Source organism: Flavobacterium sp. ALJ2, assembly GCF_015594725.1.
GTDB lineage: Bacteria > Bacteroidota > Bacteroidia > Flavobacteriales > Flavobacteriaceae > Flavobacterium.
This window is the reverse complement of the sequence record NZ_JADNRC010000014.1, coordinates 69,013-81,472: the sequence shown is the minus strand read 5'-3', so window position 1 is coordinate 81,472 and position 12,460 is coordinate 69,013. Positions and strand designations below refer to the sequence as shown.

General features: G+C 31.6%; 11 protein-coding genes. 7 read left to right on the top strand and 4 right to left on the bottom strand.

What is annotated here, in order from left to right:
• Nucleotides 1–2: 2 nt before the first annotated feature.
• Both IUY40_RS15605 and IUY40_RS15600 read right to left on the bottom strand, forming a co-directional pair.
• Entirely contained in the window at nt 3–287 is a 285-nt protein-coding gene (locus IUY40_RS15605) for a hypothetical protein (protein WP_195737789.1), read from the bottom strand.
• Nucleotides 288–539: 252 nt separating this feature from the next.
• Nucleotides 540–1,121, bottom strand: coding sequence for a hypothetical protein (locus tag IUY40_RS15600; protein WP_195737788.1), 582 nt, complete (start codon nt 1,119–1,121; stop codon nt 540–542).
• 347 nt (nt 1,122–1,468) lie between these two features.
• On the opposite strand from IUY40_RS15600, the gene IUY40_RS15595 reads away from it, so the two are divergent.
• A complete protein-coding gene (locus IUY40_RS15595) occupies nt 1,469–3,313 on the top strand; it encodes a hypothetical protein (RefSeq protein WP_195737787.1) in 1,845 nt (614 codons plus the stop codon).
• A gap of 89 nt (nt 3,314–3,402) precedes the next feature.
• On the opposite strand, the gene ahcY is transcribed toward IUY40_RS15595, so the two are convergent.
• Nucleotides 3,403–4,719, bottom strand: coding sequence for an adenosylhomocysteinase (gene ahcY / locus IUY40_RS15590; protein WP_195737786.1), 1,317 nt, complete (start codon nt 4,717–4,719; stop codon nt 3,403–3,405).
• Nucleotides 4,720–5,097: 378 nt separating this feature from the next.
• Between ahcY and IUY40_RS15585 the strand changes: the two genes are divergently transcribed.
• Nucleotides 5,098–5,730, top strand: a complete 633-nt coding sequence (locus IUY40_RS15585; RefSeq protein WP_195737785.1) for a 4'-phosphopantetheinyl transferase superfamily protein — start codon at nt 5,098–5,100, stop codon at nt 5,728–5,730.
• Nucleotides 5,731–5,874: 144 nt separating this feature from the next.
• On the opposite strand, the gene IUY40_RS15580 is transcribed toward IUY40_RS15585, so the two are convergent.
• On the bottom strand, nt 5,875–6,048 hold the full coding sequence (locus tag IUY40_RS15580) for a hypothetical protein (RefSeq protein WP_195737784.1): 174 nt from the start codon (nt 6,046–6,048) through the stop codon (nt 5,875–5,877).
• A 95-nt stretch (nt 6,049–6,143) separates the two neighbouring features.
• On the opposite strand from IUY40_RS15580, the gene IUY40_RS15575 reads away from it, so the two are divergent.
• The 5 genes from IUY40_RS15575 (at nt 6,144) to IUY40_RS15555 (ending at nt 12,457) form a co-directional block, all read left to right on the top strand.
• Nucleotides 6,144–6,872, top strand: coding sequence for a geranylgeranylglyceryl/heptaprenylglyceryl phosphate synthase (locus IUY40_RS15575; RefSeq protein WP_195737783.1), 729 nt, complete (start codon nt 6,144–6,146; stop codon nt 6,870–6,872).
• A 33-nt stretch (nt 6,873–6,905) separates the two neighbouring features.
• Complete coding sequence (gene pnuC, locus IUY40_RS15570; protein ID WP_195737782.1) at nt 6,906–7,526, top strand: nicotinamide riboside transporter PnuC; 621 nt, start codon at nt 6,906–6,908, stop codon at nt 7,524–7,526.
• Complete coding sequence (locus tag IUY40_RS15565; RefSeq protein WP_195737781.1) at nt 7,490–9,604, top strand: DUF4301 family protein; 2,115 nt, start codon at nt 7,490–7,492, stop codon at nt 9,602–9,604. The genes pnuC and IUY40_RS15565 overlap by 37 nt, the downstream gene beginning before the upstream one ends.
• Nucleotides 9,604–10,008 carry an alternative ribosome rescue aminoacyl-tRNA hydrolase ArfB gene (gene arfB / locus IUY40_RS15560; RefSeq protein ID WP_195737780.1) on the top strand — a complete coding sequence of 135 codons (405 nt, stop codon included), beginning with the start codon at nt 9,604–9,606 and terminating at the stop codon, nt 10,006–10,008. Before IUY40_RS15565 ends, arfB begins: the two co-directional genes overlap by 1 nt.
• 259 nt (nt 10,009–10,267) lie before the next feature.
• Nucleotides 10,268–12,457, top strand: a complete 2,190-nt coding sequence (locus IUY40_RS15555) for a TonB-dependent receptor (protein ID WP_195737779.1) — start codon at nt 10,268–10,270, stop codon at nt 12,455–12,457.
• Nucleotides 12,458–12,460 lie beyond the last annotated feature (3 nt).

Here is a 12,460-nt window from a genome sequence, read left to right as displayed (position 1 = left end):
GTTTATATTTTATCAGTTTCGAACTGAATTTCTTTGGCTTCGTCATAACAATCGGAGCATAATATTTTAAAATCGGCTAGAGTTTCAAATGCTTCATTCCATTCTTCACCATTATCTAGTAACCATTGTTCGCATGATCCGCACCAGGCAATTTGCGGAAGATCTTCTTCGGCTTCCGAATAAAAAAAGCCCACTTTTTCTTTTTTGTCTATCGCCATTGCAAGATGAATACAGGCAAAAGACATATCTTTTGATCCATGTTGTTCACATATAACTTTTTCAATCATATTTTTAATCGTAATTAATCTAATCGGGTTTATTTACATTATAGTTAGTTGAGGTTTTAAAATATTCAAGTTCATTACGTTGATATCATCAACTAATTTGCAGTTAACTTTTAAAGCATTTTTTTATCCTATATAATGTTTCATAGCTAATATATAAATATAATCTAGGAATTGCTTCCTGAATGTAAAAAGAAAAACCCTTACTATAAATTGATATAATAAGGGTTTGTTATGTTGTTGAAATGAATTGCTTTATTTTTTAGCGGCTTTCTTTTGCAGTTCTTTCTCTTTCTCTTCTTCTTTAACCTTTTTTTCTTCCTCTTGTTTTTTAGCTAGTTCTTCTTTTTCTGACTTAGCAGTTTCTACTTGTTTTTTTAAATCGTCTACTTTTTTAGAACTCGATTCTAATTTTGTATTTGCTTTGTTTCGTTTTTCTTCAGATTTCGTTATGTTCTTTTCAGATTTTTCGATGTGTTTTTGAAGATCAGAATTGTTATTATTTTCGGAACTATTTTTAAGATTTACTAATTCCTCTTGCTTTGTTCTTAAATCAGCATTAAGTTTCTCTGTTTTTTGTTCTAGTTTCTTTTGATTTTTTTCTTCTTTGGCTAATTTGCTTTCAGCGGTTTGAATTTTATTGGTTTGTTTGTACATCATTGACCTCATTTGCAATTGCTGGTTGTATGTTGTACGCTCAACTGCCCATTTTTGATTTTGGTTGTTCATTTGCTGATGCATGGTTCTAACTTGTTGCATTTGCTGTTGTTGAGTGTAAACTTGTGAAGAAACAAGAATAGGAAACATTATTAACATTATAATAAAGCGAGTTTTCATAATTTGGATTTTGGTCGTTTTTTTTAGAATTCAAATGTATATTTATATTTGTAAAATTATTCAAAAATATCTGATTAATTTTTACGTGCTATTATCATTTGCGTGAGGGATAGGATCAAGCTACCGAAGTAGCGCGGATAGTCCGACAGCATTAAAGAAAGAGCCAATGAACGTAATGCTCATCGGCTCTTTTTTTAATGGTGGCACGCCCAAGTTTTAGATTAAAAAAAAAGAAACCCCGATAAGTTTTTTAAACTTGTTGGGATTGAGATAACGTCTCGTAATTTTCTTGTCTATTAGATTTGGATTTTTCGTACAAAAAACTGTACTTTTCAAAAAAAAAACAAATGAATAGAATTGTATTGATTTTAATGGGCTTTAGTCTTTCTGTGTTTTCCCAAAATAAGGAACCTAGTAAAGAGGAAAAAGAGATGATTTATAAAATTACTTATGAAATAAGTAAAGCAACCTTTAAAGTTCCTGATTTTCCTTTTAAAAAAGTAAATAGAAGAATTGATGAAATTCAAAAGAAAATTATCCAATCTGAAGAGGTAATAAATTCTTCAGTAGATACTCTTATCTCACGAGGGGTTTTGAAATTGGAGAAATCTGAATATGGATATGACTTGTTGTTTAATTCTCGATTTCCATCTTATTATAAAGAGAATGAAGAGGTTTATATTGTAGATTTTCACCCTGTAACAAGCAAGTTGTTTAATTTGAAAAAAGAGTTGATTGAAATTAAGAATGTTGGCGGAACTTCTTTTGGAAGCGAGTTTATGGGTAAATACAAAAACGGAAAAGTCACTAATTTGAATTATACGACCCTGCGTAAGCAAGATCAGGTAAATAATGCAGTAAACTTTAAAAACAATAATGAGCTTTCTGAAATTCAAGGGAGTGTGATTTACAATATTAAATTCATTACTGATTATTCTCAGGTAAAGCTTTCTCAAAAGGATATAGGGAGTAAATTCAGATTAAATGATATTGAATATAAGTTAATTGATATTATTAATAATGTGGTTCTGATAGAGGTAGTCGATTCGAAAAATCTAGATAGAAACAATAAAATTCATTTGATAAATTATGATGAAATAGGTAATGTATTGGTCAATTACAGCGATAAGGAAGTGGCAGAATTAAAGAAGAAAAATAAAAAAATCAATGATAAAAGGGCAGGTTATAGTGATTTAAGCGGGAATGTAAATAAACGCGTTTTCGATGCTTTTAAAGCCAATCCAGCAATGACTTTTGAAGAATATCAAAAAACATTCACTATTGACGATATAGTAAATCAAGAAGGCAAGTATATTTTTATCGAAACTATCGCCCCAATTAAAAATGATTTTGTTCTTTATGAACCTATTTATGGCATAGAAAGGACTTTTGAGATGATTCCGAATTTGAAAGAGCCTGAGCCTAAAAAAATGATGGCAGCAGATTACAATGCACCACAATTATCTGCAGAATGGGATGAGAAATTATTCGGAAACATTAAAGAGTACACGGAGAATTTTTACTATGCAATCAAAAAGAACGGCAAGTATGTAAAAGGTAAAATGCAAAATTATACCACCTATAAAAAGAATTCAAATGGAGAGTTTGTGAAAGATGAAATGTTTCCTAAAAAATCTGATTATCCAGAGAACAAGTATAATAGTTTGAAACAAAAGATAGAATCGATAATGTATGATGACGAAGAAAATGTTCTTGGTAAAACATTCTATAGTTACGGGTCAGAAAATAAAGTATTAGAAGAGAAAAGTTATTCTTCGGATAATGATACTTTAAGAAATGTGGTAAAATATGAATATAATAAAAATCGCATTATAAAAACAAGCTTTTCTTATGATTATCAGGGAGGAGAAACGCAATTAACCGAGTCTCAAGATGAATTAGTTTATGATGAAAAAGGAAACCTTATAGAAGAATATTTGAAGAATAATAAAGAAGATTCTATTTATTTGGATGAAGTGGTAATTCATAGAAAATACGACTCTGACAATAGAAGAATAGAAGAATCAAGTTCGGATTCCTTTTTCGGGGATGGAAAAATTAAGTTAACTACAAAAATGGAATATCTTAAAATTGATAGTCAAAAAAACTGGACTGAAATGTTTTTTGAGGGAGGGCTAAGTTCAGAAAAACCAGAAGCCAGTTTTGTTGAACGAATTTTTATCTACGAATAAGAAGCAGTACTAAAAACAAAACCCGACAGATTTTAAAATCTGTCGGGTTTGAAATATATAATCGAAGAAATCTCCAATCTAAAACTTATTTAGTATCTGTAATATTCTGGTTTGAAAGGACCTTCAACAGGAACGCCAATATAAGCAGCTTGATCGTCACGTAAAGTTTCCAATTCAACTCCTAATTTAGCAAGGTGCAAAGCAGCAACTTTTTCATCTAAATGTTTAGGTAACATATAAACGTCATTGTTGTAAGCAGCGCTATTTTTCCATAATTCGATTTGAGCCAAAGTTTGGTTTGTAAAAGAGTTACTCATTACAAAACTTGGGTGACCTGTAGCACAACCAAGGTTTACTAAACGACCTTCAGCAAGAATGATGATATCTTTTCCAGCAATAGTATACTTGTCAACTTGTGGTTTGATTTCGATTTTAGATGCACCGTGGGTTTTGTTCAACCAAGCCATATCAATTTCGTTATCAAAGTGTCCGATGTTACAAACAACTGTTTTATCTTTCATTTGTTCGAAGTGCTCACCAAGAACAATATCTTTATTTCCTGTAGTTGTGATAATGATATCAGCATTAGCAATTACAGTGTTTAATTTTTTAACTTCATAACCGTCCATTGCAGCTTGTAAAGCACAAATTGGGTCAATTTCAGTAACAGTTACAATAGATCCAGCACCTCTAAAAGAAGCAGCAGTTCCTTTTCCAACATCACCGTATCCACAAACGATAACTCTTTTTCCAGCAAGCATTAAATCCGTTGCACGACGCACAGCATCAACAGCAGATTCTTTACAACCGTATTTGTTATCAAATTTAGATTTAGTAACCGAGTCGTTAATGTTGATTGCAGGCATTGGTAAAGTTCCCGCTTTTACTCTTTCGTAAAGTCTGTGAACACCAGTTGTAGTTTCTTCAGATAACCCTTTGATTCCAGGAACCAATTCAGGGAAACGGTCAATAACCATATTAGTTAAATCTCCACCATCATCAAGAATCATGTTCAATGGTTTTCTATCTTCACCAAAGAATAAAGTTTGCTCAATACACCAGTCAAATGATTGCTCATCTAGACCTTTCCAAGCATAAACCTGAATTCCAGCAGCAGCAATAGCAGCTGCAGCTTGATCTTGAGTAGAGAAAATGTTACAAGAAGACCAAGTAACCTCAGCACCAAGAGCAATTAAAGTTTCGATTAAAACTGCAGTTTGGATAGTCATATGCAGACATCCTGCAATACGAGCACCTTTAAGAGGTTGCTCATTTTTATATTCAGCACGAAGTGCCATTAAACCTGGCATCTCAGCTTCAGCTAGTTCAATTTCTTTTCTTCCCCAAGCCGCTAGAGAAATGTCTTTTACTTTGAAAGCCACAAAAGGCGTAGTTGTAGTACTCATTTATAGTATATTTGTAATTACTTTGTCCGTTCGCCTTCTTAGGCTCGGGCGTAAAATTTTTGCAAATTTACGTAATAACTTTATAATTTAACTAATTTCTAAAAGATTTGTGAAATGTTTAATTGCTTAATCTTTTGAATATTAGCTAAATTATTTTTATTCGAAGCTATTTCCTGCTGTACACTATATCTATTGCGGCGAACCCCGCCACAATAGGATGCCGTTACCATCAGGGCTAGAAGAAAAGACCGATGTTTTGTTATTAAATTAACTTACATCACTTATATGGTAAAAGAATAAATTATAATGTTTGGTTTCAGAATATTTTCGACAGAAGCAAAATTTATAATTCACAACTTATAATTTACAATTAAAAAAATGCCTTTACATCAAACAATACAATTTAATCCAACAACACAAATTTTAGTTTGGAAGATAACGGAGTCTTTCGAAGAGTTGTTTGATAAAGTCGTTTTAAAAGAAAAAACGCAGCAGAGACTAAACGGAATGAAATCTCAAATGCACCAGCGAGCTTTTTTAAGTGTACGTATGCTTATTCAGGAAATAGGTTTTACGGATCATGATTTACATTATGACGAATTTGGGAAACCGTATTTGAGTTGCCAGAATCATATATCAATCACGCATTCGCATAATTTTGCAGCAATTATTATCAGCAAAGAAACTGTAGGGATTGATATGGAATTACAACGTGAAAAAATTCTTCGAATCGCTGATAAATTTGTCGACAGAGAATTCAATTATTTAAACCCAGAACCATTAGAGGAATACATAAAAAAACTCACAGTAATTTGGGGCGCAAAAGAAGCTATCTTCAAAATTCGAAACGAAAAAGGAATCAGCTTTAAAGATCATATTCGTGTAAACTCTTTTTCTTTAGAAGAAAATAAAACCCAAGCCAGTCTTCATTTTGATGATTTAGTAAAGAATTTTAATGTGTATTATGAAGAAATCGAAAATTTCACCTTGGTTTATGCGCTGGAGAAATAGTTTTTAGTACTCAGTAGTTCTAGGCGCAGTTTCCAGTTTCAGAGATAAGTAAAACTCAATACATTAATCTGCTAAATGAGTCAAATCCCAAATTCATGCGATGAGATTTGATGGTTAAAATTAGCATCAACTTTATTGTGAGCTTCAATAAGATAGCCTTTGTGTTTTTTTGGCAGCAAATAAGTTTGCTTCCCAAAAATCGATTAGCTTCTCCAGGTGTTCATCCCAATCTTTAATCATATCATTAAAAACAGAAGTTACTTTTGTATAAGGTTTTGTGCTACACCATATTTTTTTAAGCAATTCGATAGTAATCATAGCTTTGTTTCTTTTATTAGTGAAAGGAGAATACATAAATATAATTGATTCAAATAGTTCTCTTGCATTAAAAAACTTTTACTTTTACACTCGTTATGGAACAAGAAGGACAAGACATATACAAACAAATACGATTAGCTAAGGTTGAGAATCGAAAATTACTTGCGATTCTTTTGGATCCAGATAAAATAAATTGGCAAAATATTGATAATTTGTTATTAAAAATAAACCAATCACCAGCTACGCATATTTTTGTAGGAGGGAGTTTAGTCAAAAGTACCATTTTAGAAGATTTAGTTCTTCAGTTAAAATTAAAAACGAATTTGCCAATCATAATTTTCCCAGGTGATCCATCGCAAATTTCAGGTAAAGCTGATGCTATTTTGTTTTTGTCGTTACTGTCAGGCCGAAATCCAGATTATTTGATAGAATATCAGGTTCAGGCAGCACCGATTTTAAAAAAAATGAATTTAGAAATTATTCCAACAGGATACCTTTTAATCGAGAGTGGAAATGAAACGGCAGTCGCAAAAATAAGTAAGACTAAGCCAATAGATAGATCAAATCTTGATTTGGCATTGGCAACAGCACAGGCCGGAGAAATGTTAGGCAATAAATTAATTTATCTGGAAGCAGGAAGTGGAGCAAAACAGTCTGTTCCATTAGAAATGATTCAACTGATTTCTCAAAATGTACATATTCCTATAATTGTTGGAGGTGGAATTGTAGCTTTGTCACAAATTCAAAAAGCCTACCAAATGGGAGCTGATGTAGTTGTTATAGGAACAGCTTTTGAAAATGACATTCATTTTTTTGAGTCATAAACGAAGTATTATAAATGAAAATAAACAAACTCAATGATTGATTTTTTTCTTAATGCGTATAAAAATGTTCCACTTTGGCATATCGGACTGGAGTTTCTTGTTTTTGTATTTGGGATACTAAGTGTTTGGTTTGCTAAAAAAGAGAATATTTGGGTATATCCTACAGGATTAATTGCTACAATTATTTCTGTTTATTTGCTTTATATTGCAGGCTATTTAGGAGATATGATGATTAATGGGTATTTCTCGATAATGAGTATTTATGGCTGGTATAACTGGTCAAAAGGAACAGATCAGGAAGATAACTTACCTATAACACGTACTAATAACAAAGAAAAGTTAATAGGTATTGCCTTGTTTTGTATTACAATTTTTGTAGTTTTCGGAATCTATAAGTTTTTTGATTACGAGTTACATAAAGATAATTATGTCGATATTCTAGCTTCAGGTATATTTTTTACTGGAATGTGGTATATGGCAAAGAAAAAAATAGAGAATTGGACCCTTTGGATTATTGGCGACATTATTGTAGTGCCTTTATATGCATATCGTGGGTTAGGAATGTTATCGTTCCAATATTTAATTTTTACAATTTTGGCTATTTCAGCTTATTTAGAATGGAAGAAAATCTTAAACAACAAAGTACAAGGATAGTAAAATTTGCTTTGTTTGGTCCGGAGAGTACTGGTAAAACGACTTTAGCTCAGCAACTTGCTTCGTATTATAAAACAGAGTGGGTGCCTGAGTTTGCACGTGATTATCTTCAGGAAAAATGGGAGGAAAATCAGCATATTTGTGTAGAAGAAGATATGATGCCAATTGCTTATGGGCAAACTAAATTAGAAAATGATAAATTAGTTTTAGCAAATAAGTTTTTATTTTGTGATACTAATCTAATGGTAACCAAGGTTTTCTCAGAAATGTATTATGATTATTGTAATCCATTATTAAACGAAGCAGCATTAGAGCACGAATATGATTTGTTTTTTCTTACCGATATTGATGTCCCTTGGGAAAAAGACGATATTCGAGATAGTCCAAAGGAACGAGAAAGTGTTTTCTCAGTTTTTAAAGATACATTAATAGAGGCTAAAAAACCTTATATAACCCTTTCAGGAAATAAAAAATCACGCTTAGCTAAAGCAGTAAAAATAATTGATGACTTAGTACTTGCTAAAGAGTTAGGGTTTTCTTCGGCAGATTTTGTACAAATCTATGAACATGGTGTTTCCTTTGAAAATATAAAGAATCAGTTACAGATTTTTAAAAACGGAATTAATAAAAGCCGTCTAATAAGTCCAGCAACAGTTTCAAATGGAATTTTGAGTCTATCAGAAGCCGATTTTGAAACAAAAGCCATTTTGTTTGATGCTAAGAAACCAAATTTAAAATTAAAAAAATTCGTTCCAGCATCGGGAGCAGCAAGCAGAATGTTTAAGTTTTTGAGTGCTTTCTTAAATGATTTTAATATTGAAAAAGAAAGTATTAATGCTTATATCAATAGAAAAAAAGAAAATCAATTATCACTTTTTATTATAGGGATGGATAAGTTCCCTTTTTTCGGATCTGTAGATGAAAAATTAAGAGAAGTATATCTTGATTTTGATTCTTTGAGTACAGATTATAAAAATTATTATTTTATAAAAATGTTATTGGCTTCGGATTATTTCGATTTTGCTAATAAACCAAAAGCAGTTTTGCCTTTTCATCAATATAAAACTCATATTGCAAATCCTATAGAGGAGCATTTGCACGAATGTGCACATTATGCTAGTTCGAATTCTATATCAAATTTGCATTTTACGGTTTCAGAAATACATCAGAGCCAATTTGAAGAATGTGTTGCAGCTGTTAAAGCAAAATTTGAGGAAGAGTCGGGAACAATAATTACTATTAGTTATTCCTATCAAAATAAGAGTACAGATTCAATTACAGTCGATATAGAGAATAAACCAGTTAGGACTGAAGAAGGAAAATTGATTTTTAGACCAGGTGGACATGGTGCATTAATTGAAAATTTAAATAATCTAGATGCGGATGTTATTTTTATTAAGAATATAGATAATGTAATTCAGAATCATACGGAGAAAATTTCTTTGTATAAAAAAACATTAGCAGGTATCTTAATAGAATTACAGAATAAGATTTTTGGTTACCTAAATGAAATTGAAAATAAAGAAATTACAGAAGATAAGATTGTAGGGATAGTTTTGTTTTTAAAACAAAATTTAAATATAGAAATAGAGGCGGATATTGAAAAACTCACGTTTGAAGAAAAAATAAATCGAATAAAAGAAGTACTGGACAGACCAATTCGCATATGCGGAATGGTAAAAAACGAAGGAGAACCTGGAGGAGGACCATTTTGGGTTCAGGATGAAAAAGGAGTAATTTCGCTTCAAATTGTAGAAACATCTCAAGTAGATTTAGAAGATAAAAATCAAGCAACTATTTTAGCAAATGCAACTCATTTTAATCCAGTAGATTTGGTTTGCGGTATCAAAAATTATAAAAATGAAAAGTTTGATTTATCCAACTTTATAAATCATAATAGTGGTTTTATTGTTGAGAAGAGTAATAATGGTACTATCGTAAGGAGTTATGAATTGCCAGGATTATGGAATGGAGCAATGGCAAATTGGTTAACGGTTTTTGTAGCGGTACCAATAATCACTTTTAATCCTGTAAAAACAGTAAACGATTTATTAAAACCCGCACATCAGCCACAATAATGAATATAGAAAAAATCATATCAGAGTTAAGCTTTAAAGCCGTTAGAAGCAGTGGCGCCGGTGGACAGAATGTAAATAAAGTTTCGTCAAAAGTAGTTTTAACTTTTGATGTAAATGTTTCTCAGGCTTTATCTGACGAAGAAAAATTGCTTTTACAAACTAATATTGCACCGCGTTTAACGACTGAAAACATTTTGATTTTAAATTGTGATGAAGATAGAAGTCAATTTAAAAATAAAAGTATCGTAACAAAGCGTTTTTTAGAATTGATTAAAAATGCTTTAATTATTCAGAAACCCCGAAAGGCGACTAAGATTCCAAAAGCTGTAATTCGCAAGCGGATTAAGGATAAAAAAAACATTTCGGAAATTAAAAAATCTCGGAAAAAACCAAATTTGGATTAGTATTTTTTTGATTTTAGTTAATTTAAAAAATCAAATAGATAAACTGTCAAAATATCTAAAAATCTTTTCTACTTTTGCGACGTCTCAAAGGGGTGCTCTAAATAACGAGCTGAGATCATACCCAAAGAACCTGAGCAAGTAATGTTGCTAAGGGAAAAAATGACAATTGTTGGCGTACATGCTATATTTTGTCATGAAACAATCATTTATTAATTTAACAAAAGAATAATTCCCCCTTTTATTCGTAATCTTTTTACGGATGAATACTATTTCTATTAAAGGTACTGAGGTACTAAGTTGCAAAGGTTCTAAGACTCATGTTACAAGAACTAAATCTATTTTCTTTCCTCTATTTTTTTTCCTCTATTCTCTCTTTTCGTTTGCGCAAGTACAAGATACTACCAAAGTAAATCAGCTTGATAATGTATTAGTTTCGGCAGTGCGTGTTACTACGAAAACACCAGTAAGTTTTAGTAATTTAAATAAGAAAGACATTAAATTCAGAAATTTAGGTCAGGATATACCTGTGCTTATGAACTATATGCCATCGGTTGTTACTACCTCAGATGCTGGGAACGGAATAGGTTATTCAGGAATTCGTGTACGAGGGAGCGATGCAACGAGGGTAAACGTTACCATAAACGGAATTCCGTATAATGATGCAGAAAGTCAGGGGACATTTTGGGTGAATATGCCCGATTTTGCTTCTTCTGTAGAGAGCTTACAGTTACAAAGAGGAGTAGGTACCTCAACAAATGGTTCAGGTGCTTTTGGAGCAAGTTTGAATTTATTGACCGATAGTTATGCTACAAAGGCTAAGGGTGAAATTGCTACTTCAATCGGCACATTTAATACATTAAAAAACACTGTTAAGTTTAGTACAGGATTATTAAATGATCATTTTGAAATAGCAGGACGCCTATCTACAATAAAATCAGATGGATATATAGATAGAGCCAGTACAGATTTAAAATCGTATTTCCTGCAAGGAACTTATGTAGGTAAAACGACTTTAATCAAAGCTTTGGTTTTTGGAGGAACCGAAAAGACATATCAATCCTGGAATGGTATCGATGCAGAAACTTTAAATACTGACAGAACATATAATTCTGCAGGAAAGTATAAAGATGCATTAGGGAATACACGTTTTTATGATAATGAAACAGATAATTATAATCAAAACCATTATCAATTGCATTGGAGTGAATTTATATCCGAGAAATGGAGTACGAATTTTGCACTTCACTATACTAAAGGAAAAGGATACTACGAAAATTATAAATATGATGAACCGGTTGAAGGTTACGGAGGGATTCAACCCACTAAACTAGTAGATGATGGTTTTGGAGTTTTGGTTCCAGGTACTGATTTAATTCGTCAAAAATTATTGGATAATGATTTTTACGGAACAACATTCTCTTTAACGTTTAAAGATGAAAAACTAGATGTAATTTTAGGAGGAGGCTGGAATAGGTATGAAGGAGATCATTTTGGTAAAGTGATATGGGCGAGAAATGCTGGTCAAACAGAACTTGGGGATCATTATTATGATGATCATTCAGTTAAAACAGACGGGAATATTTTTGCAAAAGCAAATTATCAATTAACAGAAAAGTTGAGTTTTTACGGAGATTTGCAATATCGAAATGTACAATATAAAGCCAATAGCAAAGAAACTGGTTTAGTCGATGATAATTTTAATTTCTTTAATCCAAAAGCAGGTTTAAATTACGAAATGAACTTAAAAAACACCTTGTACTTCTCTTATGCAAGAGCCAATCGTGAACCAAACAGAACAGATTATGAAGGAGGAAATGTTAAGCCAGAGAAATTAAATGATTTTGAATTGGGTTGGAGATATAACTCAGATAAAGTACAATTGACTTCAAATGTATATTATATGGGATACAAAGATCAGTTAATTTTAACAGGAAGGTTAGATGATGTTGGAGCTCCAATTCGTGCTAATACCGAAAAAAGCTACCGTTTAGGATTAGAAGTAGATGCGACTATTACCTTATCGGATAAATTTATAATAAGACCTAATTTTACGTTGAGTAGCAATAAAAATATTGATTTGGCTATAGAAGGCGAAAATTATGGAACTACAAGTATAGCTTATTCTCCGGAAGTAATAGTAGGGAATATTATTGTTTACAAACCAATTGAAGGATTGTATGTTTCGCTATTGCAAAAGTATGTAGGACAACAATACATGAATAATATAGAATTACCAGCAGCTAAGTTAGTTGATTATTTTACAAACGATTTGAACGTTTCTTATGAAATTAAGCCCAAATCAATATTCAAATCAATCACCATAACAGGATTGGTAAATAATATTCTGGATAAAAAATATGTTTCAAACGGAGCCATGTGGGATATCTATCCGTCTTATTATCCACAAGCAGGAATTAATTTCTTAGCAGGATTAACACTTAAGTTTTAATCC